Below are 24,698 nucleotides of genomic sequence, written 5' to 3' on the forward strand. Positions count from 1 at the left end.
CGCGCCGGGGTGGGTGGCCACCCACCCCGGCGCTCAGTCGCTTCCAGCAGAAACGAGCCGTGCTCGTCTAGATACAAGGGGCATGCCAAGCAGCGTATCGTTGCCGGCCCACCCCCTCCACCACGCCGCTTCGCGTCGTGGTCCCCCTCCCCGTGCCGGGGAGGGGCGGCTCACGCCGGATTATGCTCTTTCAGGAAGGCCTCCAGCTCGGTTAGGAACTGGACGCGGTCGGCCTGGCGCGAGAAATGATGGTCGCCCAGTGGCTGTTCGACATAACGATAGGGCTTGCCCGCCGCTTTCAGCTTTTCCACCATTTCGCGCGACTGGCGGACCGGCACCACCCGATCCGCCTTGCCGTGCATGACCAGCATCGGCACGCTGAACTCGGTTGCGTGGTTGATCGGCGAAACGCTCTTCAGGTCCGGCGCCTGCAGCCGCATCCAGTCGCCGCGTGCGCCGCTGTTGAGGAATCGGCCATCGTAGCGCAGCATCGCCGGCAGGTCGGACACACCGGCATAGGACACCGCGCAGCGATAGAGGCCGGTGTCGCGCTGCGCCGCGCGGAACGCGGCATAGCCGCCATAGGATGCGCCGACGACACAGATGCGCTTGGCATCGGCCAGGCCGGTGCTTGTCGCCCATTTGACGGCATCGACCAGATCGTCCTGCATCGCCAGGCCCCATTGCCCCTCGCCCTTTTCGGCAAAGGCGGTGCCATAGCCCGACGAACCGCGGTAATTGGGCTGCAGCACGGCATAACCGCGGCTGGCGAGAAATTGCGTCCACCAGTCCCAACTCTCGTCGTCGCGCGCGAACGGGCCGCCATGTGGCATCAGGATCAGCGGCAGATCCTTGGCTGTCTTGCCCTTCGGAACGGTGAGGATTGCGGAAATCTCAAGCCCATCGCGCGCCTTGTACTTGATCGTGCTGACCGGCGAATGCGCGCCGGTGCCAAGCGCATCGTTAATCTTTGCCAGCACGCGCAACCGGCCATTGTCCGGGCGATAGACATAATAGGCGCCCGGACGGTCGGCACCTGCGACCTTGACGATCAGCACGCTGAAATCGCTGCTCCATGACGTGATCTGCGCTTGGCGCGCGCCGACCGCCTTGTCGATATCGGCCTGGATCTTGGCCAGGACCGGGTCGAACCAATGCGCGCGCGCGTGCGTATCGGTATATTGTACGCCGATGATCCGCGAGCCGGTGGCGTCGGGGATGATTCCGCCGATATCATAACCCGGTTTTCCGAACATCTTTTCGCCGGTCTTCAGCGTGGTCAGGTCGAAGGCATAGAGCGCGTTGAAGCCGTCGTCATCGTCGAACGCGATCGCCCTGTACGATCCGGCGCCGGGTTCGGCCAGGAACATCGCGGGCACGCTGCCGAGGGAAGCGCCGCGGCCGCGCGCCTTGCTGACGGTGCGGAACGGCCTGGTACGGTCGTCGCGATAGAGCAGGCGATAGGAACGCCTGTCGTCATTATAGGCGACGCCCATGCGCACCGTCCCCGCACCGTCGGTAAACCAGCTCGACACCTTGTTGGTCGACGGGACGACCCGCACGCTCTTTCCCGTGCTCACGTCGAAATCGCGCACCTCGGGCCAGAAACCCTCGTCGTTGGAATAGATCGAGGTCTGCAAGGCGAGCAGGATGTGTGGCGATCCGTCGTGCGCCATCCACAACACGTTGCCGGCATTCTGCCCCGCCATCTTGGCGCCGAGCATGGTGATCTTCTTGCCGTCCGCGCTGATCGAAGCGATGCGGGTGAGATACCAATCGTCGCCCTCGACCTTCTCCGTTGCGCCGATATTGGCGATCAGCCAGTCGTTATTGACCCATTCCCAATCGTTGAGGTCATTCTCCCCCATGCCGATCGTGATCATCTTCTTCGTGTCGGCCAGCGGGATGATCGCCAGCCGCAATTGCCCGGCAACCGCGACCCGCGCCGCGATCCGGGTGCCATCGGGCGACAGTTCGGGGGCCGTCAGGAATGGCAGGCTGGCAAAATGCTCGATCGGGATCAGGGTCGCGGCGGTGCCTGTAGCAGGTTGAGCGGCAGGTTTTTCCTGGGCGGCAATGCCGAGCGGCAGTGCCATGCCCGCCAACAATGCCGCTGCAACGCGCAAGATCATTGAATTCCCCCTGATTTTCCCGGTCTAAGGCTAGCCGACACGAAGGGATGGGCATAGCAAAAAGCCCGCCGCACTTGGGGTGGGACGGGCTTTTCGGAACCGAAACGGATCGACTGGTGTCAGCCCCAGTGTCAGCCGACCCCGTGACCCGCGAGCGCCGCGAGCAGCAGCAGCGCGACGATGTTGGTGATCTTGATCATCGGATTGACCGCCGGGCCGGCGGTATCCTTGTACGGATCGCCGACGGTATCGCCGGTCACCGCCGCCTTATGGGCTTCGCTGCCCTTGCCGCCGTGATTGCCGTCCTCGATGTACTTCTTGGCGTTATCCCATGCGCCGCCGCCCGAGGTCATCGAGATGGCGACGAACAGGCCGGACACGATCACGCCGAGCAGCAGCGCGCCGAGCGCCGCGAAGCCGCTCGCCTGATCCGATACCGCGGTGATGATGAAATACACTGCGATCGGCGCAAGCACCGGCAGCAGCGACGGGATGATCATCTCCTTGATCGCCGCCTTGGTGACGAGATCGACGGTACGGGCATAGTCGGGACGGCTGGTTCCTTCCATGATCCCGGGATTGTCGCGAAACTGCGCGCGAACGTCCTCGACCACCGCACCCGCCGCACGGCCGACCGCGGTCATGCCGAACGCGCCGAAGCTGAACGGCAGCAATGCGCCGAGCAACAGGCCGACGATCACATATGGGTTGGAGAGCGAGAAATCGACGTTGAGGTCGGGGAAGTAGATCCCGAGATCGGTGGTGTACGCACCGAACAGCACCAGCGCGGCGAGTGCCGCCGAGCCGATCGCATAGCCCTTGGTCACCGCCTTGGTAGTGTTGCCGACCGCATCGAGCGCGTCGGTGCGGTGACGGACATCGTCGGGCAAGCCGGCCATTTCGGCGATGCCGCCGGCGTTATCCGTGACCGGGCCATAAGCGTCGAGCGCCACGACCATGCCGGCCAGCGCCAGCATCGCGGTCGCGCCGAACGCGATGCCGATTACGCCCGCCAGCTGATAGGTCGCGATGACCGCGATCGAGATGACGAGCGTGGGTAACGCCGGGCTCTCGAGGCTGACCGCGAGACCCTGGATGACGTTGGTGCCGTGACCGGTTTCCGATGCCTTGGCGATCGACTTGACCGGACGATAATTGGTGCCGGTGTAATATTCGGTGATCCACACCAAAGCGCCGGTCAGGGCGAGGCCGATCATCATGCACCAGAACAGGTCCATGCCAGTGAAGCCAGAATTGGCCACGCCCGGTTCGAGGAACGCAGCGCCACCGATCACGGTGTGCATGTCGCCGAGCGTGTACTGCGTAGCGAAATAGATCGCCGGGATCGACAGGATGACCGTGGTCCAGAAGCCCTTGTAGAGCGCGCCCATGATCGAATTGTTGCTCCCGAGGCGTACCATATAGGTACCGATGATCGAGGTGATGATGCACACGCCGCCGACGATCAGCGGCAGACCCATAAGGGCAAGCAGCTCGCTGGCCGAAGCCTGGACGAGCAGAGCGATCGACACCATCGTCACGCCGAGCGTCACGACATAGGTTTCGAACAGATCGGCCGCCATGCCGGCGCAATCGCCGACATTGTCGCCGACATTATCGGCGATGGTCGCGGGGTTGCGGGGATCGTCCTCGGGAATGCCCGCCTCGACCTTGCCGACCAGATCGGCGCCAACATCGGCCGCCTTGGTGAAGATGCCGCCGCCGAGACGCGCGAAGATCGAGATCAGCGAGGCGCCGAAAGCCAGCGCAACGAGCGAATCGATCACGATGCGCGAGGTCGGAGCATGGCCGCCGGGACCGGTCAGGTACCAGAAGAAACCGGTGATCGAGAGCAACCCGAGACCCGCGACGAGCATACCCGTCACCGCGCCCGAACGAAACGCCATGGTCAGGCCGCCCTGCAGCGAGGTGCGCGCGGCTTCCGCCGTGCGGACGTTGGCCTTCACCGAGACGTTCATGCCGATAAAGCCGGTCACGCCGGACAGGATCGCGCCGATCGCGAAGCCGATCGCGGAGACATAGCCCAGAAAATAGGTGACCAGCGCCGCGACGACGATCCCGACAATGGCGATGGTGCGATACTGACGGCCGAGATAGGCCTTGGCGCCTTCCGCGATCGCGGCGGCGATATCCTGCATCTTTTCGTTGCCTGGGCTCGCGGCGAGCACCCAGCGGCTGGTGATGATGCCGTATACTACGGCAATCAGGCCGCAGAACATGGCGGCATAGACAATCGTCATGCTGATCCTTCCCCTTTATATCGCTTGGGACGGATGGTCAGGCTGACCGCGTCCCCTACGGTTTGGCGGAGGGTATAAGGCGGGTAACGCGGAGCGCAACCCGGTCGAAGGTCGTGCTGAAATCCGAGTCTGTCCGGAAGTGGCAGGACATCGCCGCCGTCATGGAGGATCAGGCCGGCACCGGGATCGAACCGGCCGACGCGCGTCGCGGGCACCGGTGGCGCTTCGTCCGGAGAGGCGGCGAACAGCAATTGATAATCGTCGCCCGCGGTCGCTGCGGCAAGTCGCGCGGTGCGACTATCCCCGGCAAAGCCGAGATACGCGGCGGAGAGCGGCACGGCGGCAAGGTCGATCGTCACCGCCAGCCCTGACGCCTCGGCCATGCGTCGCGCGTCGATCAACAGCCCGTCCGACACATCCATCATGGCATGCGCATAGGGTCCAAGCAGGCGGCCATCGGCGATGCGCGGCTGGGGGCGGCGATAGGCGGCGAGCAGTTCGGCCGGGCCGGGCTTGCCCTGGGCGATGGTCAGGCCCGCACCCGCGTCGCCGATCGTGCCGGTGACGTAGAGCGCATCGCCGGCCCTGGCGCCCGAGCGCGGCGGCGCAGCGGCATCGGCGCCGATCGCGGTCAGGGTCAGGACACGGGGCGCAGCTTTGGGGAGCGAGACGGTGTCGCCGCCGAGCAAGGGTGTACCGAAGGTTTCGAGGGCGTGACCGAAGCCCGCGATGAACGCCCGGTTCCAGGCGTCATCGCTCAAAGGATAGTTGAGCAGCACACCGACCGGCGTGGCACCCTTCGCGGCGAGGTCGGACAGGTTGGTCGCGACCAGTTTCCAGGCGATGTCTTGCGGAGGATCGGTGGCGAGGAAGTGGATCGCCTCGACGATCGTGTCGGTAGTGAGGATGTAGGGACCGAGGGTGGCGGTGTCGTCGGTCAGACCCTGCGCGCCGGCGTGGAGCGGGAGCGTGCGGAGCAAGGTCAGGAAGTCGGATTCGGTCACGCCTCAAATCCTCCCCGAAACGGGGAGGGAGACCGTTCGCCTTCTTCAGGCGAATGGTGGAGGGGGGCCTGCGCAAGCGTGACGCTGCCGGCACGCCCCCTCCACCAGCTTCGCTGGTCCCCCTCCCCGTGCCGGGGAGGATTAGGCGCGAACGTCTTTCGCGATCGCATCCAGCAATCCATTCACGAACCCGGCCTCGCGCTTGTCGAAGAAGGCGTGCGCCACATCGACATATTCGGTGATCACGGTGGGCGCCGGCACGTCGACCCGCGCCATCAGTTCATAGGTGCCCGCGCGTAGGATCGCGCGCATCGACTTGTCGAGCCGTGTCATGCTCCAGCCCTTGGCGAGCTTGGCCGCGATCGCCAGGTCGATCTCCTCCAGTCGTGCGTGCGTACCCTTCACCACATCGTCGAAGAAATCGACATCGGCCTCGGCATATTCCGCGTCCTCGATCGTCGCGCCGAGCCGGTGCTGATGGAATTCGTGGAGCAGCTGCGGAATCTTGGTGCCCTCCATCTCATGCTGATAGAGTGCCTGGGCGGCGGCGAGGCGCGCGGCGGAGCGAGCCTTCGAGCGGGGGGCGGTACGATTGGACATTTGCGCGCTCTTAACCCCGTACGGCGAAAAACCCCACCCTGTTCTGTCATATCAGCCGGATAGCGGGGGCTGAATGGTTTTTGAATCGATCCGCTCAACAGCAGCCATGGCCGGTCGTATGGCCGGAGAGATATGACACACCCTAATGTGTCATATCTCTCCGGCAGCGCGTGCGCTGGAAAATATACTATATATCTAATGATATCAATATGATGAGAAGTCTAAAGGACGCTCGTCATTCGTTACTACCGCGTCAGCCGCAGTGCTACCGACCTGGCATGCGCGGGCAAGCCCTCGGCCTCAGCCAGCGCAACCGCTGCCGGGCCGATCGCGGCCAATGCCGCCTCATTGCATTGCAGGAAGCTCGTCCGCTTCATGAAATCGAGCACCGACAGGCCGGATGCGAAGCGCGCCCGTCGGCCGGTCGGCAGCACATGGTTCGGCCCGGCGACATAGTCGCCGATCGCCTCGGGCGTGTGGCGGCCGAGGAACACCGATCCGGCATGCCGCACCCGGTCGAACAGCGCCTGCGGATCGTCGCACGCCAGTTCGAGGTGCTCGGGCGCGAGGCGATCGACCAGCGGCATCGCCTCGATCAGGTCGGCGGTGACGATGATCGCGCCGTTCGCGCCCCAGCTGTCGCGCGCGACCCGCGCGGTTGATAGCGTGCCCATCTGCAGGTCGATCGCTTCGGCGACGCGCTCGGCAAAGGCGGCATTGTCGGTGAACAGGATCGACTGGCTGGTCGGGTCATGTTCGGCCTGGCTGAGCAAGTCGGCGGCGATCCATTCGGGGTCGTTGCGGCCGTCGGCGACGACGACGATCTCCGACGGCCCCGCGACCATGTCGATGCCGACAACGCCGTAAAGCTGGCGCTTGGCCTCCGCGACCCAGGCGTTACCAGGTCCGGTGATCACATCGACCGCGGCGATCCGCCCGGTGCCATAGGCAAGCGCGGCGATCGCCTGCGCCCCGCCGACACGCCAGATCTCGTCGACTCCGGCAATATGCGCGGCGGCAAGGACCAGCGGATTGATCTCGCCATCCGGGGTCGGCGTGACCATGACGAGCCGCTCTACGCCCGCGACCTTGGCGGGGATCGCGTTCATCAGCACCGATGAGGGATAGGCCGCGCGACCGCCCGGGATGTAGATGCCGGCATTCTGGATTGCGTTCCAGCGCGCGCCGAGGCGGACGCCGGCGCTGTCTATGGTGTCGCTGTCCTCGGGTTTCTGCTTCTCGTGATAGGTCGCGATTCGTGCGGCAGCGAGGTGGAGCGCTTCACGCAGGGCCGGCTCGAGACCGTCATAGGCCGCGACCCACTCCGCCTTTTCGATCCGCCAGCCGGTTTCGTTGAGATCGTGACGGTCGAACTTTTTGGTGAAAGCGGCGAGTGCCGCATCACCCTCGTCGCGCACGCTGGCAACGATCGTGCGCACGTCGCGTGCGACATCGGCATCGGCCTCGCGGCGCGCGTTGACCAAAGCGGCAAAGTCGCGGTCGAAACCGGGGTCGGAGGTGGAGAGCTTCAGCATCCGGGCAGCACCCTTGCTCGGTTCCTTTCGAGCGAAGTCGAGAAACTGACCACCAGGGTCAGGTATTGGTTTCTCGACTTCGCTCGAAACGAACCGAGGGTGAGAGCAAGGTCAGGCCGCACGTGCGTCATCCACCGCGCGCCGGAATGCCTCGACCAGCGGCACGATTTCCGCGCGCGTCTTGAATGCCGCGCGATTGACGATCAGGCGCGAAGTGACCTCGGCGATCACCTCGACCTCGACCAGGCCGTTTTCCTTCAGCGTGCGGCCCGACGAGACCAGGTCGACGATGCGCGGCGCCAGGCCGAGCAACGGCGCCAGCTCCATCGCGCCGTTCAGCTTGACGCATTCCGCCTGCACGCCGCGTGCTTCGAAATGCGCGCGCGTCACGTGCGGATATTTGGTTGCGATGCGCACATGGCTCCAGCCGCGCGGATCGTCGCTTGCCGCCAGCGCGGCAGGCTCGGCGACCGACAGGCGGCAATGCCCGATGCCGAGATCGACCGGTGCGTAAAGTTCGGAATAGTCGAATTCGGCCAGCACGTCCGATCCGACGATGCCGAGTTGCGCCGCGCCATGCGCGACGAAGGTGGCGACATCGAACGCGCGGACCCGGATCAGGTCGATGCCTGGGTTGCTTGTCGCGAAGCGCAGCGCGCGGCTGTCCTCGTCGGAAAAGGCCGGCTCGGGTTCGATCCCGGCACGCCTCAAAAGCGGTATGGCCTCGGCCAGGATGCGCCCTTTGGGGACGGCGATTATCAAAGGTGGGGTGATTGGTGCGGCCATGATCGAGCGGGGCTTTACTTGGGGTCTTTCGCGGGCGCAACAATGCCGCAGTTGGACAATGGAGGCCGCGATGACGAGCGAGGGGAATAGTCGGGGCGCATTCCTGATCCAGGAGCATTTCTGCACCGTCATGGGCGCGCCGATCACTGCGCGGATATGTGCCGCGCTGGCAATTTGTCTCGACCGAAGCACGAAAACCGGCAGGCGGGTGCTCGACTGGCCGGGCGAGCCGACCACCGATGCCTTGCCGCTGCGGCTGGTCGGTGGGTTGCACGCGCTCGACCTGGCCGGAGTCGCGCCGGACCTTTCGCGCGTGTTCGCCGGCGGGGTCATCGATTCCGACACCGTGCAGCGCATCTTGCGCGAGAGCTTCGCCACGCATGACGCGGCGATCTATCCGTGGCTCGATGGGCCGCCGCAAACCAACGAAGCGGGCCGTTCGGCCGCCTTGATGACAGGCCTGATCGAAGTGGCGCGGCGCCATAGGGCGAAACTCGATCTGCTCGAGATCGGGTCGAGCGCCGGCCTCAACCTGTTGATCGACCGCTTTCGCTTCGATCTTGGGGGCAAGATGTTCGGGCCGGAAGATTCAGCGGTAACGATCCGCCCCGACTGGCGTGGTCCGCCGCCGCCGGACGTGCCGGTCGAGATCGCGTCGGTGCGCGGCGTCGAGATCCAGCCGGTCGATGTCACCGACTCCAGGGCCGCCAACCGGCTGCGCGCCTATATCTGGGCGGACAATCCCGATCGCACCGAGCGCCTGTCGCGCGCGATTGCCATGATCGAGGATCGACCGGTGAATATGGTGCAGGGCGATGCGGCCGACTGGGTCGAAGCCCGACTCGCCGAACCACAGGCGGCCGGGGTGGTCCGCGTGCTGATGCATTCGGTGGTGTGGCAATATCTAGGACCGGAGCGCCAGGCGCGGATCGAGACGGCAATACTGGCGGCGGGTGCCGCCGCAACGGCGGAACGGCCGCTCGCCTGGGTGCGGATGGAACCCAACCGCAATACCGCGCAGCAGCAGGTCTGGGTGCAGAGCTGGCCGGGCTTTGCGGAAGCCGTGCAATTGGCCAATGTGCAGGCGCATGGGGCTTGGGTGGAAGTGCTTTAGCTCCCCGGCACGGGAGGGGGACCGCGCGCTTCTTAGCGCGTGGTGGAGGGTGCGTGCCAAGCGGCGTAACGTTGCCGGCCCACCCCCACCACCAGCTTCGCTGGTCCCCCTCCCCGTGCCGGGGAGGAATTTTAGGGCAGCCATTCCTTGATCGCTGCGGTCACTGCCTCGGGCGCTTCCCACGGCACGAAATGCCCGGCATCGACTTTTACCAGCGTCATGTCGGGGACCAGCGCGTCGATTCCCTCAAGCTGGCTCGGCAACAGCGCCGCATCCTTCAGGCCCCAGATTACCAATGTCGGCTGCTTCAATGACGGGAAGGGCGCGTTCAGGAAGGCCGGGCGTTCGGGCGTTTCGTGCATTTCAGGCACGACGATCGCGCTGGCGCGGTACCAGTTGAGCATTGCGGTCATCGCGCCGGGCTGGCCCCATTGGTCGAGATAGATCGGCTTTTCGTCGGCGACATTGGCGAAGTCGGTGTGGCGCAGGAAACTGCCGTCGAAGAACGCGCTGAGCCCGATGCCGTCAATGTATTTCTCGAAATCGGGATTGCGGAAGGCGCGGATATACTGGCTTGCCTCACGCTGGCCGAGATCGTCGAACATCGTCTTTTGAAAGACGAACGGGTGCGGCGCGTTGATGATGATCAGCCGCTCGACCCGGTCGGGCCGGGTCAGCGCCGCCATCCACGCGATCGCACCGCCCCAGTCGTGACCGACCAAGGTGAATGTCCCGATGCCGAAATGATCGGCCAGCGCGACCAGGTCGCCGACCATCTTGTCGGGGGTATAATCGCTGACCTCGGCCGGCTTGGACGACCGCGCGAAGCCGCGTTGATCGGGGGCGAGGACGAAATGCGTCTTGGCCAGCTCAGGAATCTGGTGGCGCCAGGTGCGGTGCGATTCGGGGAAGCCGTGGAGCAGGATGATCGCCGGATTGGCTGGGTCGCCCGCGACCGCGACGTCGAGCGTGACGCCGGTGGGGAGGGGGATGGACTGCAGGTCGAAGGTCTTCGTCATTCTTTCCCTCCCGCTCGCGGGAGGGGCAGGGTGGGCTCCCGTTTTCCTCAGGCGGCGTCATTCGTGGTGAGCGCGAGCCCATCCCTACCCCTCCCGCAAGCGGGAGGGGAGATGAAATCAGGGATAGCTTACCGTCATCGGGATCTCGGGAATGGGGATCCATTCCTTGTCGTCGCCCGGCACCTTGGGAAACTCGCCCGCTTTCCAGGCGCGCTTCGCTTCGTTGATACGCTCGCGGTCGGACGAGACGAAGTTCCACCAGACATGGCGTGGCGTCGCGAAGGCCTCGCCGCCACACAGCATCACGCGACCGCCGCTTGCCGAGCGCAAGGTCGCGGCGACTCCGGGCTTGAGCACATAGAGCGTCATCGGCTCCAGCGTCATCCCGTCGAGGCTCGCCTCGCCCAGCGCGACGTAGAGCGCGCGTTCATCCGCGCCGGCGTCGATCGGTACGCTGCCGCCGACGTCGAGGATGATGTCGGCATAGATCGTATCGGCATAGGTGGTGGTCGGCGCCGCAGCGCCCCACAGATTGCCCATGATGATCCGCGCCCGCGCGCCGGTCGATTCGACCACCGGCAAATCGGCCTTGCCGACATGCTCGAACGCCGGGTCCATTTCCTCGTTCTTCTCAGGGAGTGCGATCCAGGTCTGGATGCCCGACAATTCGGGACCGACCGCGCGCTCCGCACTGGGCGAGCGTTCGGAGTGGACGATACCGTGGCCGGCAGTCATCAGATTGACCGCGCCCGGTTCGATCGTCGCCACGCTGCCGATCGAATCGCGGTGCGCGATCGCGCCCTCGAACAGATAGGTCACGGTGGCGAGGTTGATGTGCGGATGCGGCCGCACGTCCATCCCCTCGCCGACGCTGAGATGCGCCGGGCCCATCTGGTCGAAGAACAGGAACGGTCCGACCATGGTGCGTGGCTTGGAGGGCAAGGTGCGATGGACCTTGAACCCGCCAAGGTCGTGCGTGACCGGCGTGATCGTCTGCAGGATCAGGTCGTCATTGGTCATCATGTCGCTCCAGCATATCGCTCAGGTCTTCGGGAAAGATTGGTTCGTCATGCGCGCCGATCGCATCGCCATCGAACCAGCGCCATTCTTGCATCACACGTTGTTCGAGCGGGGTATGGCGGCTGGTATCGATCGCGCAGTTGGCGGACACGCGGACCAGGAAATAGCGTTCGTCGGCGGCCACCGGCACGCCCTCGATGGTGATGAATTCGGCCAGCCGTTTCGCGATCTCCGGGCCGGGGTCCAGGTCGAGCCCGGTTTCCTCGAACAGTTCGCGCCGCGCCGCGGCGGCATAGCCTTCGCCCGGATCGACGGCGCCACCCGGCGTGCACCAGAAGGGCGGCCGATCGTTCGGGGTGAAGCGGAACAGCAAGGTCCGCCCTGCCTCGTCGAGCAGCAGGACGCGCGCCGCCGGTCGCGGAATGCGCTCGATCATTCGCCGTCGAGTTCCGGATAATGGCGGAAGATGCCTTGCTCGTTGAACGGCAGCCGGCGGTCGCTCTTCAGATAGGCCTTGATGCCCGGCAATTCGGCGACCTGGTCATGGATGCGGATCACGCCGGGATAATCCCGCTCGATCGCCGCCATGCGCCGCGGGAACATGTAGCGTAGCCCCTCGACCATTTGGAACAGCGAGGTGTCGGCATAGGTCCAGCGATGGTCGATCAGCCATTCGCCAGGTGCGGAGCCGATGGCGAGTTCGAAATAACGCAGGAATTTCGGCATGCGTGCGCTGCGGAACGCCGCTGCCGCGGTCAGCGCGGCGTCCTTCTGGTCCTCGTAATAGGTAGCGGCGTCGATCGGGTGATGGACATTATGTGCCTCGTTGACGAGGTCGGCGATGGTCAGCTGCAGCCCATTGAGCCATAGTCGTTCGGCCATGTTCGACGGCGCGAGTTGATGCCGCTCGCCGAGAAACATCAGGATGTTGGCGACCTGAGCGATCAGCATGCCGTCGAGTTCGAGATAGGGCGGTGCGAACGCGCCGCGCGCCGCTGCATGCGTCTTCATATGATCGATCAGCGCTTGCGCGCCGTTGATCCGCGCGCAATCGAGATATTCGATGCCCGCCGCCTCGAGCGGCAGGCGCACGAATTCGCCGCGCCCCTGGATAGAGGGCCAATACCAGAGTCCGTAGCGCACGGTCATTCTCCCGGCGCCCTTGTGCGGATCGCAAGGGCGTGGATCCGGTCCCTCAGCAGATCCGCCAGCGCCTGATTGACCAGGCGTTGTCGCTGAACCCGGGACAGGCCGATGAACGCGCGGCTTTCGACGGTGACGGAGAAATGGGACTCGCCCGTACCGTCATCGCCCATATGCCCGGCATGATGCGCGCTGTCGTTGCTCACGTCGAGATGCGACGGCGCGAGTGCCTCGGTCAGGCGGGCGGTGATTTCTGCGGCTACAGATTGGGTGGCGGGGCCGGTGGCGAGATTGGTCATCGATCCTATATAGGCGGTTTTTGGATGTTCGGGGAGCCGCGTGGCGCTGTGAGTGAGAAGAAGGTGGGTGAGAATGAAAAGAGGGACCGGCCGGGTGTACGCTTCCATGGCCGCATAGAAGGCAGCGGCCGGGTTTGCGCCGAGCCCGGATGCGCGGAGGCGGGCGAGTTTCGTGCGCCCGCGCTTGATGGCCCGAACGGCAGCGACGGCCCGCGACCCTATCGCTGGTTCTGCCTCGATCATGTCCGCGCCTTCAATGCGCGCTATAATTTCTTCAACGGGATGAACGCCGACGAGATCCACGATGCCCAGCGCCCGTTCGCCGGATGGGAGCGCGAGACGCGGGCCTTTGCGCATTCGGGCGCGGACCGCCCGCCGACCTGGGCCGACTTCACTGATCCGCTCGACGCGATCGGCGCGCGCTTTCGCCGAGCGACCGAAGCGCCCCGCGCCGATGGGCGCATATTGTCGGAGAGCGACCGCCGCGCGCTGAAAGTGCTCGGGCTCGGCACCGATGTCGACCGGCGCGGCCTTCGGACGCGTTACGCCGAACTGGTGCGCAAATATCACCCCGACCGCAACGGCGGCGACCGCAGCTACGAGAATGCGTTGCAGGAGGTGATCGCGGCCTACACCCAGTTGAAAAGCGCGGCGGCGTTTGCCTGACTCGTATCCTTCCCCGCCAAGGGAAGGGGGACCATTTGCTTCTTCAGCAAATGGTTGATGGGGAGGTTGGGGTGGAGCTTAATGGATCAAAGCGGGCTATTGCCAATGCCAGGCGTTTGAGGCGTGAGATGTCCTTTCCCGAAGTGCTCCTCTGGCGTGAACTGCGTAAAAAACCGAACGGCCTTCGCTTCAGGCGTCAGCATCCGGCCGATCCCTATACACTCGACTTCTACTGCGCGGCGGCACGGCTGGCGATTGAGGTGGACGGCGAGGCGCACTCGCGCGGGGATCGCCCGCAGCGCGACGAGGTACGTGACCGCTGGCTCGCCGATCGCGATATTCGGGTGCTGCGAATCCGGGCCGAGGACGTGTTGAAAAACCTCGACGGCGTTCTGCAGCACATCCTCGCAGCCGTCGGCGCTCGCGGCGAAGCCCCCTCCACCACGCGTCAAGCAGCGCGCGGTCCCCTTCCCCCGCTTCGCGAGGGAGGATTAGTTACCCCTCGCGCTTCATTCGTTCCTGGCGGGCGCGCTCAAGCACATTCGGCTCGGGCATCGCGAACGAACCGGTCGGCACCGGGCCGGCGGGTTGATAGGTCGCGATGATCACACCGGTGGTCGAGACGTTGTGATCGATGAGCTCGAGCGCGCCGGGCTTCACGCCCTTTTCTAACAAGCGCTTGCCGCCACCGAGGATGACCGGGAAGGTCATCACGAACAGCCGATCGATCAGGCCTGACTCGAGCAGGGTGGGATAGAGTTTCGAACTGCCCTGGATCAGCAGATTGGGACCGTCGCTCGGTCGGGTCCTTGCTCGGCCCGCCGGGCGCCTGCATGACACCGTCGAGCGACTGGAAGACGCCGGCGATGATCTTTCTCATGAGAATGCCTTTCCGGAAGCGGTGCGAGGACGTGTCCGCCTGACCTCCTCCGCGCTACGGAGGAGGGGCGTTGGGGGACGTGCCGGCCGATTGACCTAAGCGACAAGCTCTCCGGCTACCGCGCGTTCGATCGCCGCAATGTCGATCTTCTTCATCGTCATCATCGCATCCATCGCCCGTTTGGCAGCGGCCGGGTCCGGATTGGTCATCGCATTCGTCAGCGCGCGCGGCGTGATCTGCCAGGATAGGCCGAACTTGTCCTTGCACCAGCCGCACATGCTCTCCGCGCCGCCATTATCGACGATCGCGTTCCAGTAGCGGTCGGTCTCTTCCTGGTTGTCGGTATAGACCTGGAAGGACACGGCCTCATCGAACTTGAACATGTCGCCGCCGTTCAGGCCAAGGAACTTCATGCCGAGCACGGTGAATTCGACCGTCAGCACACTGCCTTGCTTGCTGGAAGGATTGTCGCCGGGCGCGAGGTTGATCGCGTCGACGCTGGAGTCGGGGAAGGTCGCGGCGTAGAATTCGGCCGCCTCCTCGGCATTGTGGTTGAACCACAGACAGGGAGAGATCCTGGTCATATTCTCTTTCCTCATTGGCCCCGCTCTTGTTGCTTCTGGCCCTTACTGGCCCGGCCCGACGACGCCGAACATCGCGCCATGAGGGTCGCTCGCGACGATGATGCGGTCGCCGCCGGGAACCTCCATCGGACCCATATGGACGGTGCCGCCGCTGTCCTTCACCTTCTGCGCCGCGACTTCGATGTCGGGCGCACGGAAATAGAATCGCCAGGCCGGCGGCGGGCTGTTCGGCTGATGCGACATCGTCGCGCCGATCGTCTGGTCGCCGACGGCGATGAAGACATAATCACCCATGCCCGGCATCTCCATCTTGTCGGGATAGGTCCAGCCGAACACCGTGGCGTAGAAAGCGTTGGCCCCATCCTGATCGGGCGTCGACAGCTCGTTCCAATTGCACTTGCCCATGCCCATCCGGTCATAGGCGGTGCTGCCTTCATCGCTCGTGCCGCGCATGACGTAGAAGGGGATGCCTTGCGGATCGGCGACCATCGCGAGACGGCCGATATCGGGGATGTCCCAGGCGGGCATCAGCACGCTGCCGCCGGCCGCCTTGATCTTGTCGACCGAGGCATCGACGTCATCGACGCCGATATAGAACAGCCAGGTGGGTTTGGCGCCGTTCGCGACCATCTCCGGCGTCACGCGCATCAGGCCGCCGACCAGACCATTATTGCCGGTATCGATCATGCGATAATCCATGTCGCCCGACGGCTGCGCCTCGATCGTCCAGCCGATCACGTTATCATAGAATGCCTTGGACGCATCGGGATCGGCGGTCAGCAATTCGTACCAGATCGGGGTGCCTTCAGGATTCGTCATCGTCTCTCTCCTGTCAAAAATTGCGCGTCTTGGTTCAGCGGTCGAGGATAGGGGCGAAGCCGCCATAGACCATGCGCTTGCCGTCGAACGGCATTTCAGAGCCGGCATCCGGCTTCATGCGCGGGTCTTCCATGACCTTGGCCATGCCGGCGTCGCGGGTCTCTTTCGAGGGCCATTCGACCCAGGAGAAGACGACATGCTCGTCGCCGGTCGCCTGCACTGCGCCCTTGTAGTCGGTGACGGTGCCATCGGGCACGTCATCGCCCCAGGCTTCGACCACGCGAGTCGCGCCATGGTCGCGGAAAACGGTCGATGCCTTGTTCGCCATGCCGCGATACGCGTCCTTTTTGCCGGCCTCGACCGGCACGAGATAACCGTCGACATAGCCGGTCGATCCGCCCGGGCCGTCGTCGAGCAGCGGTTCGAAGCCGCCATAGATCATGCGTTTGCCGTCGAACGGCATCTCGCCCATTTCGGCCATGCGCGGATCCTCCATCATCCGCTTCATGCCGTCCTGATACACCTCCTTGGAGGGCCATTCGAGCCAGCTGAACAGGACGGTTTCGTCGTCCTTGGCCTTCACCGAGCGCTTGAAGTCGGTGACCTTGCCATCGGGAACCTCGTCACCCCAATTCTCCACCATGCGGGCCATGCCGAAATCGCGGAAGAACGCCACGGACTTGGCCGCATGGTCGATATAAGCCTGTTTACTGGCCGTCGGCACGGCAAGTACGAAACCTTGAATATAGCTCATCGTTTCTCTCCTTATCGAGTGAAATATGGTGCGGCTCAGGCTGCCTCGCGGTCTTCGAAATCGGCCAGTTGTTCGGCCAAGGCCTGCTGAAATGCTGGCCGCGCCTCGCACCGCGCGAGATAGGCGGCGAGATTGGCATGTTCGCCGACCAACCCGGTGTGACGCAGATTGCGCAGCACCGAGGCCGTGATCAGGTCGCCTGCGGTAAAGCTGCCTTCGAGATAGTCTTTCTCGCCAAGCCAGTCCGACAGGCGCGACAAGCGCTCACGCACCTTCCGCTCCACCTCGGGCCGGCGCAGCGCCGCCCATTGCTCGCCGGCGTTGAAGACATCGATATTGACCAGTTCGAGGGTCATCGGCTCGATGCTGTTGAGCGCCGCGATCACCCAGCAGGTCGCACGGGCGCGCCCGGCCGTGTCGGCGGGGAGCAGCGCATCACTGCGCTCGCCGATGTGCAGCACGATCGCACCGCTTTCGAACAGGGCGAGATCGCCTTCGACGAACACCGGCACCTGGCCGAAGGGCTGTTCGTGGAAATAGTCCGCCGGGCGCTGGGTGGTCGCGTCGAGCCGCCGCACCCGATAGGGGATGCCGGCTTCGGCCAGCGCCCAGCGCACCCGGATGTCGCGCACCACACCGCGTGCAAAGTCCGGCACCCAGCGAAAAGCGGTGATTTCGATTGAGGGGGAAGTCATCATCCTGCTCCTTCTTTTTCGTGAGTTTCCAACGTCATCGAGCGATCGGCAGCAACGCCCGGACGCGCGGATCGCGCAGCCACAGCCCGGCCCAGGCGACCAGCCCGACATAGGCGCCGAACAGCGTGTTGCTGAACAACGGCATGTCGGCGCGAAGGTTCACCGCAACCGCCCCGCCGAGGAACGCGGTGATCAGCAGCGCGCCGAGAAAAGCGGTGCGTGGCCAGGCATAAAGCACGACGCCAACCAGCAGGATCGTTCCGATTGTGCGGTAAAGGCCGGGATCGGGCGCAAGACCAAGTGGCGGACTATTGTCTATCATCAACCGCGGTACGGTGAGCTTGGCTATCGCATCCAGGCCGAGCGCGAAGATCGCTAGCCCGCTCAGCACGCGGCCGGCCCATAATGTCTTTGTGTTGGGTGGGGAGGACATGGGTGGTTCCTTCACGGATCAGACGAACAGGGGCGCGCCAGTCATCGCGCCGTGCACGAGGGTGGCGATCACGGTGACGGCGAAACCGCAGGCACCGGATATGAACGGGGTGAGCTTGCGCATGACCTTAATCCTTTGTGGCGTGCGCCGTCAGGCGGCGGCGTCGGCCATCGCTTCAGGGCCGGCAGTGGCCGCCGCAGGGTCCATCCACATCACTTCCCAGATATGGCCGTCGGGATCGGCGAAGCTGCGGCTGTACATGAAACCGAAATCCTGGCTTGGCGTAGCATCGGCCTTGCCGCCGGCCGCGCTCGCCCTGTCGACCACCGCATCGACGCTGGCGCGGCTGTCCTCGGAAATGCAGATCAGCATGCCGACCGCGTCATGCGCATCGGCGATCTTCCGCCTGGGAACGAATTGGGCGAACTTTTCATGGCTCAGCAGCATTGCGTGGATCGTGTCGGAAAACACCATACACGATGCGGTCGGGTCGCTGAACATCAGATTCTGCTCCGCGCCGATCGACTTGTAGAAGTCGGTCGATTTCGCGACGTCGGTCACCGGCAGGTTCACGAAAATCATCTTGGCCATCGGTCTTGTCCTTTTTTTGGGTAGGATGGGTTAGGGTTCAGGGTTGCAGGTCGACGGCCGCCTTCATGCTGCCATCCATCAGAAAGGGCACCGAGTTGTGCTCCTGGACAATCCGCCAGCTGTCATCGGCGCGGCGCAGGACGATCGTCGTCCGGTACCAGAAATCCTTGCCTTCATTGGCGCCGGACATGCTGCTCAAGCCGTGCGCGACGGCCAGATCGCCATCGATCATGATCCGCGGATCGTGCAGCACAATCGTCGGAATGGTTGCCCAGTCCGCCATCCATTGCCGCAACGTGTCGGCGTTCCGCGCCGCGTCGCCGGAAAAGGCGAGCGGCGGTTGCAAGTCGTAAGCGACGATGTCGCTAGCGCTGACCGCGACCGCCGCTTCGGCGTCGCCGCGCCGGACACTGGCGCTGCGCCCGTCGATCACGGTGCGGATCGCCTTTGTGTCGTTGGTCATTGTCTCGTCCCTTCCGGCTGTTTTGCGACTCGATGTTGCATCTGATGCCAGTATGAGTTATTAAAAGCAACCATGAAGTTAGAAAAAGTAACTGATTCGATAAAAGCGGCTGAAAAGCGTTGGTACGACGATGCCTGCGGTACCGCCCTGGCGATGGAACTGGTCGGCGAGCGCTGGTCCCTGTTGATCGTGCGTGAGCTTATGTTCGGTCCGCGACGCTTTGGTGAATTGCGCGCCGGCCTGCCCGGAATCAGCGCCAATGTGCTGACTCAGCGGCTCGAGGGCATGGAGGGTGCGGGGATAGTCGAACGGCATAAACTGCCGCCGCCGGCATCGGTACAGGTCTATGGCCTGACCCCCTGGGGTTACCAGAGCGAGGGCGCGATCAAGGAACTGGGACGCTGGGCGGTGCGCTCGCCCGCGCACGATTCGACGCTGCCGCTGAGCGCGGCGTCGATCATGATGTCGTTTCGCACCATGTATGCGCCTGATCGGGCGACCGGCCTGGCCGCGACGATCGGCTTCCGGTTCGGCGCGGAGACATTCGTGGCGGAGCTTGTCGCGGACGGCATTCCGATCCGACGCGCCGATCCGTCGGATGCCGATCTGATCTTGTCGACCACGCCGATGATGCTGGCGGCGACAGTTTATGGCGGACTGCCGATCGCCGATGCCGAGGCGGCGGGCATGTTGACGGTGACGGGCGACCGGGCGCTACTCGACCGGTTCGTGACACTGTTCCCGTTGCCTCCGAAAAATTCCCCGCCCCCCAAGGAGTGAAGGCAATGGCAACCAAGCCGAACCGCATCGCGATCGAGAATGTCATCCAGCCGGGCAAGACGTACAATGTCGATGCCGAGAAATTCGCCGCGATGCGCGATGCCATGCTCGCCAGCCTGCCGACAAGCCTGCAGGGGATGACCGTTCCCGCATTGAAGGCGGCGGTGCTGCCGCGTCTGCTCGACTCGCTGTTTCCGGGTGGCGACAAGGCCGGCTAGTGGATCAAGGCGGTCCAGCTCGACCAGGAAGCAAAGCGGGTGATTGCGCGGGCCGACGGCTCGCCGGTGCGGCTTTATCGGCTTTAAGTGTCGAGAAGTTGATCCAGAAGTGTTGAGTGTTGGGGCGCGCTTGTCCTAAGGGCTTGGGCCAGACGTGAGGCGATCCATGACCGACATCCCCAATACCCAGCCCGACAGCCGTGAGACGACGATCATGGAGGCGCCGGACAAGATGATCAGCGTCCGTGATGTGTTCGGCATCGATTCGGACATGCAGGTCCCCGCATTCAGCGAGGCCGACGAGCGCGTGCCCGATCTCGATCCGGCCTATGTCTTCGACGCGGATACCACGCTCGCAATCTGTGCCGGCTTCGCGCACAACCGCCGCGTCATGGTGCAGGGTTATCACGGCACCGGCAAATCGACTCATATCGAACAGGTCGCGGCGCGCCTGAAATGGCCGTGCATCCGCATCAACCTCGACGCGCATATCAGCCGTATCGACCTGGTCGGGCGCGACGCGATCGTGCTCAAGGACGGCAAGCAGATCACCGAATTCCGCGAAGGCCTGCTGCCCTGGGCGCTGCAGACGCCGACCGCTTTGGTGTTCGACGAATATGATGCCGGCCGTCCCGACGTGATGTTCGTGATCCAGCGGGTGCTGGAGACCGAGGGCAAGCTGACCCTGCTCGACCAGAACCGCGTGATCCGGCCCAACCCCTGGTTCCGCCTCTTCTCGACCGCCAACACGGTCGGCCTTGGTGATACCAGCGGGCTCTATCACGGCACGCAGCAGATCAACCAGGGACAGATGGACCGCTGGAACATCGTCGTCACGCTCAACTATCTGCCCGCCGCGGTCGAGGCGCAGATCGTGCTCGCCAAGTCGGGTGAGTATGACAAGCCCGAGGGAAAGAAGGCGGTCGAGGATATGGTCCGCGTCGCCGACCTGACCCGGCGCGGCTTCATGAATGGCGATATCTCGACCGTGATGAGCCCGCGCACTGTCATCACCTGGGCGCAGAATGCGCTGATCTTCGGCGATGTCGGCTTCGCCTTTCGCCTGTCGTTTCTCAACAAGTGCGACGAGACGGAACGTGCGCTGGTGGCGGAATATTATCAGCGCGTGTTCGGTAAGGATTTGCCCGAGAGCGTTGTCGGCAAGGCTTGATTGTTGCGCTATATGGACTAGGTTAGCTAAGTCCATATGGAGTTGCGGTGATGAATGCGCCGACCAAGCCTGCCATCGTCAACGTCCACGACGCGAAGACCCATTTGTCCAAGCTGCTCGACCGCGCGCATGCCGGTGAGGAGATCATCCTTGCCAAGGCCGGTAAACCTTATGCGCGGCTGGTGCCGATGACCGACACGCCAAAGCTGCGTCGGCAACCCGGTGGACTGGTTATCACAGCGCCGATCCCCGATTCTGTGTGGTTCGATCCCTTGCCCGAGGAGGAGCTCGAACTCTGGGAAGGCAAACCGCTGGATAAACACCGGCTGTGAGCCGCTATCTCCTCGATACGCACGGTTTAATCTGGTGGTGGACCAATCCCGATCGGCTGGGGCCAGCGGGACGTGAACTTATCGCCGCCGGCGACCATGCAATCGTCGTGAGCGTAGCGAGCGTCTGGGAGATCGCGATCAAGACGCAGTCGGGCAAATTGGCTGAAATCGAAAATTTCGAGCGCGATTATAAGCCATTGATGGAATCGAACGGCTTCGAATCATTGGCGGTGGCCGACGACCATGCCATGCGCGCCGGTTTCCTCCCGGGTGCACACCGCGATCCATTCGATCGCCTGCTTGCCGCGCAGGCGTTGATCGAAGGCATGTCGGTAATCACCCGCGATCCCGAATTCGCTGCATTCGGCTGCGATGTGATCTGGTAGCAGGGCGCGATGCTTATCCTACCGATTCGATTGCTTCCTCGTGCGGGAATGCTTGCCGCCGCGGTCCTCCTAATTGCCGCGGCCGATTACAAGATCGGCGCGCCGCCGCTGCGTATGCTGCCGTCGCTGACCCCGGCGGGCGAGCAGAAGGTGATGCCGGGCACGATCGTCGCGATGAGCGTCCTAGGCCGGCCCGATGCGGCGATCCTGGTCACGCCAATCGCGCTCGATCAGTCGGGCGAGAAGCGTGCGTTCGGGCGCGGCTCAGTGGTTGCGGCGGCCAGCGTGCCGGGCTTGCCCGGCGATCCGCAGCGAGTGTTTTGCGAGGAGGGCAGGGAAGGGGCGATCGGCAAGGTGATGACCGGCCAGATGCTGTTCGGGCTGGTCGGCGCGCTGCGTCCGACCAAGCTCGACACGCGTTATTGCCTGATCGACGCCGATGGTGATTCGTGGTTCGACCATGCGTTCCTGGTCGGCGCCAAGGGCAAGAGTAAATTGCCCTTCGCCATTCCCAAGGCGGAATATGGCCTGATCGAAGGGTTGCCGCTCGGCGGCGAGAGCGTAGTCCGGCTGCGCTATGTCGGCAGCGGCGGCGAGAAAGGCAGTGTGTCGTTCGATCTCGAGGCATCGGGCTTTGGGCGCATGCGCGCGCTGCCCGGCGCGCGCCACACGGTGTCGACCGTTAAGCTTCCTGCGCACGACATCATCGCGGGTGCGGTGATCACTTTACTTGCCTACGACGCGAAATCGGGCGAGGCGACGGTGATCATGAACCGCGATCTTGCGCCCGGGCATATCGTCCTGCCAGAGCTGAGCCAATGACGACCGAAACCCCCCTCGACCAGTTCAAGGCCGTGCTTGGCGGCGCGTCGCGTGCGCTTGCCGACGAGCCCGAGATCGAACTGGCCTTCACCGCCGACGCGCCGACCCAGTCGGGCAAGCATATCAAGGTACCGATGCCGGCGCGCACCTTGCCGGCCGATCAGGTGGCGGAGGCGCGCGGCTTCGCCGATGGCTTCGCGCTTCGGCTCAAGCACCATGATGCGGCGCTTCACGCCCGCATCGCGCCGGGCGACGCGGTGGCACGCGCGGTGTTCGACGCGGTCGAAGGCGCGCGCGTCGAAGCGCTTGGGGCGCGCGGCTATGCCGGCATCGCCGCCAATCTGGCGACTGCGCTCGACATGAAGCTGCGCGCCGACCCGATCACCCGCGCGCGCAACCGCGAGGAAGTGCCGCTGTCGACGGCGCTCGGGCTGATGGTGCGCGAACGGCTGACGGGCGCGCAGGCGCCCGCCGCAAGCGCGATGGGCATGGCGCTGATCCGCGACTGGATCGAGGACAAGGCCGGGCACGATCTCGATTCATTGGCGCTGGCGATCGACGACCAGCGCGCCTTTGCGACGCTGGCGACGCGCTTGCTCGAGGATCTCGAACTGATCGAGGGAGACATGATCCCCGACGATAGCGAAGAGGGTGGCAGCGACGACGAAGGCACCGACGACCAGCAATCCGACGAGGGCGACGAAGGCGAGAGCGAGGGCGAGGAAGGTCAGGGCGAGATTGAGGCGCGCGGCCAGGACCGCGACGCCGAATCGCAGGATGGCGAATCGACCGAGCAGGGCGACGATCAGTATGACGACATGGACGGCGAGCCGGGCGACGAGGGCGAGGAGGGCATGCTCCCAGTCCGTCCCAATCGCCCGCTGCATGATTTCGGCGCGCAGTTCGACTATAAGGCCTGGACCACCGCCTATGACGAAGTGATTGCCGCGACCGAGCTGTGCGACGCCGACGAACTGGCGCGGCTGCGCTCCTATCTCGACCAGCAGCTCGTCCATCTCCAGGGCGTGGTGACCAAGCTCGCCAACCGGTTGCAGCGCCGGTTGATGGCGCAGCAAAACCGCTCATGGGATTTCGATCAGGAAGAAGGTATTCTCGATGCCGCCCGGCTGGCGCGGATCGTGGTTAACCCGATGCTCTCGCTGAGCTACAAGATCGAGCGCGAAACCGACTTCCGCGATACCGTCGTAACGCTGCTGATCGACAATAGCGGCTCGATGCGCGGACGCCCGATCTCGATCGCCGCGATCAGCGCCGACATCCTCGCGCGCACGCTGGAGCGCTGCGGGGTCAAGACCGAGATCCTCGGCTTCACCACCCGTGCGTGGAAGGGCGGGCAGGCGCGCGAGACCTGGCTTGCCGCCGGGCGTCCACCGCAGCCGGGCCGGCTCAACGATATCCGCCACATCGTCTTCAAAAAGGCCGATGAGCCATGGCGTCGTGCCAAGGCGTCGCTCGGGCTGATGATGCGCGAAGGATTGCTCAAGGAGAATATCGACGGCGAGGCGTTGCTCTGGGCGCATGGGCGGCTGATCGGGCGGCCCGAGGAGCGCAAGGTCATGATGGTCATCTCGGACGGCGCGCCGGTCGACGATTCGACGCTTAGCGTCAATTCGGGCAGCTATCTCGAGCGACATTTGCGCCAGGTGATCGGCTGGATCGAGACCAAGTCACCGGTCGAGCTGGTCGCGATCGGCATCGGCCATGACGTGACGCGTTATTACCAGCGCGCGGTGACGATCATGGATGCCGACCAGCTCGGCGGCACGATCATCGAACAGCTCGCGGCGCTGTTCGATACCGAGTGATAAAGGAGATGCCCCTAAATCCTTCCCCGGGAACCGGGGGAGGAATTAGGTGATTACCACCCCGCCGGCCGGCTTTCAGGGGCCGCTGAAACGTTCGGTGACCATCGCCGGCCACCAGACCTCGGTCAGCCTCGAACCAATTTTCTGGGCCGCGCTGGAGTCGGCGGCCAATGCCCGCGCCCTGCCGCTCAACGCGCTGATCGCCGAGATCGACGCGCTGCGCATCACGGCGGATGATCCGCCAAATCTCGCAAGCGCGTTGCGAACCTGGCTTTTCCAATTTTCTAGTGAGAATTACTCTCAATAGCGTTGACAATGAGAGTGACTCGCAATAGCCGGCCCCTGACTTTCAAGGGGATCACCGT

At 64.2% G+C, this 24,698-nt stretch carries 29 protein-coding genes and 1 pseudogene; 11 read left to right on the forward strand and 19 right to left on the reverse strand.

From position 1 onward, the window contains the following. Window positions 1-170: 170 nt before the first annotated feature. From ACVWZA_RS13060 to hisG, 6 genes are all read right to left on the reverse strand, one after another. Window positions 171-2,132, reverse strand: a complete 1,962-nt coding sequence (locus ACVWZA_RS13060) for an alpha/beta hydrolase family protein (RefSeq protein ID WP_457311666.1) — start codon at window positions 2,130-2,132, stop codon at window positions 171-173. A 131-nt stretch (window positions 2,133-2,263) separates the two neighbouring features. Next, complete coding sequence (locus ACVWZA_RS13065; RefSeq protein WP_457311667.1) at window positions 2,264-4,393, reverse strand: sodium-translocating pyrophosphatase; 2,130 nt, start codon at window positions 4,391-4,393, stop codon at window positions 2,264-2,266. Continuing rightward, complete coding sequence (gene thiL, locus ACVWZA_RS13070; RefSeq protein WP_457311668.1) at window positions 4,390-5,397, reverse strand: thiamine-phosphate kinase; 1,008 nt, start codon at window positions 5,395-5,397, stop codon at window positions 4,390-4,392. Before thiL ends, ACVWZA_RS13065 begins: the two co-directional genes overlap by 4 nt. 141 nt (window positions 5,398-5,538) lie before the next feature. After that, complete coding sequence (gene nusB, locus ACVWZA_RS13075; RefSeq protein ID WP_457311669.1) at window positions 5,539-5,997, reverse strand: transcription antitermination factor NusB; 459 nt, start codon at window positions 5,995-5,997, stop codon at window positions 5,539-5,541. Between the two features lie 245 nt (window positions 5,998-6,242). Further along, complete coding sequence (gene hisD, locus ACVWZA_RS13080) at window positions 6,243-7,532, reverse strand: histidinol dehydrogenase (RefSeq protein WP_457311670.1); 1,290 nt, start codon at window positions 7,530-7,532, stop codon at window positions 6,243-6,245. Between the two features lie 111 nt (window positions 7,533-7,643). After that, window positions 7,644-8,306 carry an ATP phosphoribosyltransferase gene (hisG, locus tag ACVWZA_RS13085; RefSeq protein WP_457311871.1) on the reverse strand — a complete coding sequence of 221 codons (663 nt, stop codon included), beginning with the start codon at window positions 8,304-8,306 and terminating at the stop codon, window positions 7,644-7,646. Between the two features lie 82 nt (window positions 8,307-8,388). Between hisG and ACVWZA_RS13090 the strand changes: the two genes are divergently transcribed. Further along, the gene (locus tag ACVWZA_RS13090) at window positions 8,389-9,432 is read left to right on the forward strand and encodes a DUF2332 domain-containing protein (RefSeq protein ID WP_457311671.1); all 1,044 of its coding nucleotides are present in this window, start codon (window positions 8,389-8,391) and stop codon (window positions 9,430-9,432) included. Between the two features lie 131 nt (window positions 9,433-9,563). On the opposite strand, the gene ACVWZA_RS13095 is transcribed toward ACVWZA_RS13090, so the two are convergent. From ACVWZA_RS13095 to ACVWZA_RS13115, 5 genes are all read right to left on the reverse strand, one after another. Then, window positions 9,564-10,451, reverse strand: a complete 888-nt coding sequence (locus tag ACVWZA_RS13095; protein ID WP_457311672.1) for an alpha/beta fold hydrolase — start codon at window positions 10,449-10,451, stop codon at window positions 9,564-9,566. Window positions 10,452-10,568: 117 nt separating this feature from the next. Further along, complete coding sequence (locus ACVWZA_RS13100) at window positions 10,569-11,471, reverse strand: pirin family protein (RefSeq protein WP_457311673.1); 903 nt, start codon at window positions 11,469-11,471, stop codon at window positions 10,569-10,571. Then, on the reverse strand, window positions 11,461-11,907 hold the full coding sequence (locus ACVWZA_RS13105; RefSeq protein ID WP_457311674.1) for an NUDIX hydrolase: 447 nt from the start codon (window positions 11,905-11,907) through the stop codon (window positions 11,461-11,463). Before ACVWZA_RS13105 ends, ACVWZA_RS13100 begins: the two co-directional genes overlap by 11 nt. Further along, window positions 11,904-12,620, reverse strand: coding sequence for a glutathione S-transferase (locus ACVWZA_RS13110; RefSeq protein ID WP_457311676.1), 717 nt, complete (start codon window positions 12,618-12,620; stop codon window positions 11,904-11,906). Before ACVWZA_RS13110 ends, ACVWZA_RS13105 begins: the two co-directional genes overlap by 4 nt. After that, window positions 12,617-12,913 carry a BolA family protein gene (locus ACVWZA_RS13115; protein ID WP_457311677.1) on the reverse strand — a complete coding sequence of 99 codons (297 nt, stop codon included), beginning with the start codon at window positions 12,911-12,913 and terminating at the stop codon, window positions 12,617-12,619. Before ACVWZA_RS13115 ends, ACVWZA_RS13110 begins: the two co-directional genes overlap by 4 nt. A gap of 24 nt (window positions 12,914-12,937) precedes the next feature. Between ACVWZA_RS13115 and ACVWZA_RS13120 the strand changes: the two genes are divergently transcribed. Together ACVWZA_RS13120 and ACVWZA_RS13125 are read left to right on the forward strand one after the other, a co-directional pair. After that, the gene (locus ACVWZA_RS13120) at window positions 12,938-13,579 is read left to right on the forward strand and encodes a J domain-containing protein (protein ID WP_457311678.1); all 642 of its coding nucleotides are present in this window, start codon (window positions 12,938-12,940) and stop codon (window positions 13,577-13,579) included. A 128-nt stretch (window positions 13,580-13,707) separates the two neighbouring features. Next, window positions 13,708-14,184 carry an endonuclease domain-containing protein gene (locus tag ACVWZA_RS13125; protein ID WP_457311679.1) on the forward strand — a complete coding sequence of 159 codons (477 nt, stop codon included), beginning with the start codon at window positions 13,708-13,710 and terminating at the stop codon, window positions 14,182-14,184. On the opposite strand, the gene ACVWZA_RS13130 is transcribed toward ACVWZA_RS13125, so the two are convergent. The 8 genes from ACVWZA_RS13130 to ACVWZA_RS13165 form a co-directional block, all read right to left on the reverse strand. Continuing rightward, window positions 14,075-14,419, reverse strand: coding sequence for a dihydrofolate reductase family protein (locus ACVWZA_RS13130; RefSeq protein WP_457311680.1), 345 nt, complete (start codon window positions 14,417-14,419; stop codon window positions 14,075-14,077). The two genes, ACVWZA_RS13125 and ACVWZA_RS13130, sit on opposite strands and share 110 nt — an antisense overlap. A 135-nt stretch (window positions 14,420-14,554) precedes the next feature. Continuing rightward, the gene (locus ACVWZA_RS13135) at window positions 14,555-15,043 is read right to left on the reverse strand and encodes a VOC family protein (protein ID WP_457311681.1); all 489 of its coding nucleotides are present in this window, start codon (window positions 15,041-15,043) and stop codon (window positions 14,555-14,557) included. A gap of 42 nt (window positions 15,044-15,085) precedes the next feature. After that, the gene (locus tag ACVWZA_RS13140; protein WP_457311682.1) at window positions 15,086-15,862 is read right to left on the reverse strand and encodes a VOC family protein; all 777 of its coding nucleotides are present in this window, start codon (window positions 15,860-15,862) and stop codon (window positions 15,086-15,088) included. A 34-nt stretch (window positions 15,863-15,896) separates the two neighbouring features. Beyond that, a complete protein-coding gene (locus tag ACVWZA_RS13145) occupies window positions 15,897-16,616 on the reverse strand; it encodes a DUF1428 domain-containing protein (protein WP_457311683.1) in 720 nt (239 codons plus the stop codon). 35 nt (window positions 16,617-16,651) lie between these two features. After that, the gene (locus ACVWZA_RS13150; RefSeq protein WP_457311684.1) at window positions 16,652-17,311 is read right to left on the reverse strand and encodes a glutathione S-transferase family protein; all 660 of its coding nucleotides are present in this window, start codon (window positions 17,309-17,311) and stop codon (window positions 16,652-16,654) included. Between the two features lie 34 nt (window positions 17,312-17,345). Then, window positions 17,346-17,744, reverse strand: a complete 399-nt coding sequence (locus ACVWZA_RS13155) for a DoxX family protein (RefSeq protein WP_457311685.1) — start codon at window positions 17,742-17,744, stop codon at window positions 17,346-17,348. Window positions 17,745-17,894: 150 nt separating this feature from the next. Further along, window positions 17,895-18,335, reverse strand: coding sequence for a VOC family protein (locus ACVWZA_RS13160; protein ID WP_457311686.1), 441 nt, complete (start codon window positions 18,333-18,335; stop codon window positions 17,895-17,897). A 37-nt stretch (window positions 18,336-18,372) separates the two neighbouring features. Next, window positions 18,373-18,798: a nuclear transport factor 2 family protein gene (locus ACVWZA_RS13165; RefSeq protein WP_457311687.1), complete on the reverse strand. Its 426-nt coding sequence runs from the start codon at window positions 18,796-18,798 to the stop codon at window positions 18,373-18,375. A gap of 72 nt (window positions 18,799-18,870) precedes the next feature. On the opposite strand from ACVWZA_RS13165, the gene ACVWZA_RS13170 reads away from it, so the two are divergent. The 8 genes and pseudogenes from ACVWZA_RS13170 to ACVWZA_RS13205 all read left to right on the forward strand — a co-directional run bounded on the left by ACVWZA_RS13170 (window position 18,871) and on the right by ACVWZA_RS13205 (window position 24,640). Then, entirely contained in the window at window positions 18,871-19,578 is a 708-nt protein-coding gene (locus tag ACVWZA_RS13170) for a winged helix-turn-helix transcriptional regulator (protein WP_457311688.1), read from the forward strand. 5 nt (window positions 19,579-19,583) lie between these two features. After that, window positions 19,584-19,883 (forward strand): annotated as a pseudogene (locus tag ACVWZA_RS13175) (DUF6958 family protein). Between the two features lie 79 nt (window positions 19,884-19,962). After that, on the forward strand, window positions 19,963-20,967 hold the full coding sequence (cobS, locus tag ACVWZA_RS13180) for a cobaltochelatase subunit CobS (protein WP_457311689.1): 1,005 nt from the start codon (window positions 19,963-19,965) through the stop codon (window positions 20,965-20,967). 50 nt (window positions 20,968-21,017) lie between these two features. After that, complete coding sequence (locus ACVWZA_RS13185; protein ID WP_457311872.1) at window positions 21,018-21,299, forward strand: type II toxin-antitoxin system Phd/YefM family antitoxin; 282 nt, start codon at window positions 21,018-21,020, stop codon at window positions 21,297-21,299. Then, window positions 21,296-21,685 carry a type II toxin-antitoxin system VapC family toxin gene (locus ACVWZA_RS13190; RefSeq protein ID WP_457311690.1) on the forward strand — a complete coding sequence of 130 codons (390 nt, stop codon included), beginning with the start codon at window positions 21,296-21,298 and terminating at the stop codon, window positions 21,683-21,685. Before ACVWZA_RS13185 ends, ACVWZA_RS13190 begins: the two co-directional genes overlap by 4 nt. Before the next feature lie 9 nt (window positions 21,686-21,694). Continuing rightward, on the forward strand, window positions 21,695-22,507 hold the full coding sequence (locus ACVWZA_RS13195) for a hypothetical protein (protein ID WP_457311691.1): 813 nt from the start codon (window positions 21,695-21,697) through the stop codon (window positions 22,505-22,507). Further along, window positions 22,504-24,333: a cobaltochelatase subunit CobT gene (cobT, locus tag ACVWZA_RS13200; protein WP_457311692.1), complete on the forward strand. Its 1,830-nt coding sequence runs from the start codon at window positions 22,504-22,506 to the stop codon at window positions 24,331-24,333. Before ACVWZA_RS13195 ends, cobT begins: the two co-directional genes overlap by 4 nt. A 49-nt stretch (window positions 24,334-24,382) precedes the next feature. Beyond that, the gene (locus tag ACVWZA_RS13205; RefSeq protein WP_457311693.1) at window positions 24,383-24,640 is read left to right on the forward strand and encodes a ribbon-helix-helix domain-containing protein; all 258 of its coding nucleotides are present in this window, start codon (window positions 24,383-24,385) and stop codon (window positions 24,638-24,640) included. Window positions 24,641-24,698 lie beyond the last annotated feature (58 nt).

The sequence above is a fragment of the Sphingomonas sp. UYAg733 genome, assembly GCF_054057355.1.

Bases quoted from the DNA above. Each gene is read 5' to 3' on its own strand.
- ACVWZA_RS13115 (WP_457311677.1), bottom strand. From the start codon at position 12,913: ATGACCAATCTCGCCACCGGCCCCGCCACCCAATCTGTAGCCGCAGAA.
- ACVWZA_RS13060 (WP_457311666.1), bottom strand. From the start codon at position 2,132: ATGATCTTGCGCGTTGCAGCGGCATTGTTGGCGGGCATGGCACTGCCG.
- ACVWZA_RS13125 (WP_457311679.1), top strand. From the start codon at position 13,708: ATGTCCTTTCCCGAAGTGCTCCTCTGGCGTGAACTGCGTAAAAAACCG.
- cobS (WP_457311689.1), top strand. From the start codon at position 19,963: ATGACCGACATCCCCAATACCCAGCCCGACAGCCGTGAGACGACGATC.
- ACVWZA_RS13110 (WP_457311676.1), bottom strand. From the start codon at position 12,620: ATGACCGTGCGCTACGGACTCTGGTATTGGCCCTCTATCCAGGGGCGC.
- ACVWZA_RS13095 (WP_457311672.1), bottom strand. From the start codon at position 10,451: ATGACGAAGACCTTCGACCTGCAGTCCATCCCCCTCCCCACCGGCGTC.
- nusB (WP_457311669.1), bottom strand. From the start codon at position 5,997: ATGTCCAATCGTACCGCCCCCCGCTCGAAGGCTCGCTCCGCCGCGCGC.
- ACVWZA_RS13100 (WP_457311673.1), bottom strand. From the start codon at position 11,471: ATGACCAATGACGACCTGATCCTGCAGACGATCACGCCGGTCACGCAC.
- ACVWZA_RS13090 (WP_457311671.1), top strand. From the start codon at position 8,389: ATGACGAGCGAGGGGAATAGTCGGGGCGCATTCCTGATCCAGGAGCAT.
- ACVWZA_RS13155 (WP_457311685.1), bottom strand. From the start codon at position 17,744: ATGTCCTCCCCACCCAACACAAAGACATTATGGGCCGGCCGCGTGCTG.
- ACVWZA_RS13160 (WP_457311686.1), bottom strand. From the start codon at position 18,335: ATGGCCAAGATGATTTTCGTGAACCTGCCGGTGACCGACGTCGCGAAA.
- ACVWZA_RS13145 (WP_457311683.1), bottom strand. From the start codon at position 16,616: ATGAGCTATATTCAAGGTTTCGTACTTGCCGTGCCGACGGCCAGTAAA.
- ACVWZA_RS13165 (WP_457311687.1), bottom strand. From the start codon at position 18,798: ATGACCAACGACACAAAGGCGATCCGCACCGTGATCGACGGGCGCAGC.
- cobT (WP_457311692.1), top strand. From the start codon at position 22,504: ATGACGACCGAAACCCCCCTCGACCAGTTCAAGGCCGTGCTTGGCGGC.
- ACVWZA_RS13120 (WP_457311678.1), top strand. From the start codon at position 12,938: ATGTTCGGGGAGCCGCGTGGCGCTGTGAGTGAGAAGAAGGTGGGTGAG.
- ACVWZA_RS13140 (WP_457311682.1), bottom strand. From the start codon at position 15,862: ATGACGAATCCTGAAGGCACCCCGATCTGGTACGAATTGCTGACCGCC.
- ACVWZA_RS13170 (WP_457311688.1), top strand. From the start codon at position 18,871: ATGAAGTTAGAAAAAGTAACTGATTCGATAAAAGCGGCTGAAAAGCGT.
- ACVWZA_RS13105 (WP_457311674.1), bottom strand. From the start codon at position 11,907: ATGATCGAGCGCATTCCGCGACCGGCGGCGCGCGTCCTGCTGCTCGAC.
- ACVWZA_RS13150 (WP_457311684.1), bottom strand. From the start codon at position 17,311: ATGACTTCCCCCTCAATCGAAATCACCGCTTTTCGCTGGGTGCCGGAC.
- ACVWZA_RS13135 (WP_457311681.1), bottom strand. From the start codon at position 15,043: ATGACCAGGATCTCTCCCTGTCTGTGGTTCAACCACAATGCCGAGGAG.
- ACVWZA_RS13195 (WP_457311691.1), top strand. From the start codon at position 21,695: ATGCTTATCCTACCGATTCGATTGCTTCCTCGTGCGGGAATGCTTGCC.
- ACVWZA_RS13185 (WP_457311872.1), top strand. From the start codon at position 21,018: ATGAATGCGCCGACCAAGCCTGCCATCGTCAACGTCCACGACGCGAAG.
- ACVWZA_RS13065 (WP_457311667.1), bottom strand. From the start codon at position 4,393: ATGACGATTGTCTATGCCGCCATGTTCTGCGGCCTGATTGCCGTAGTA.
- hisD (WP_457311670.1), bottom strand. From the start codon at position 7,532: ATGCTGAAGCTCTCCACCTCCGACCCCGGTTTCGACCGCGACTTTGCC.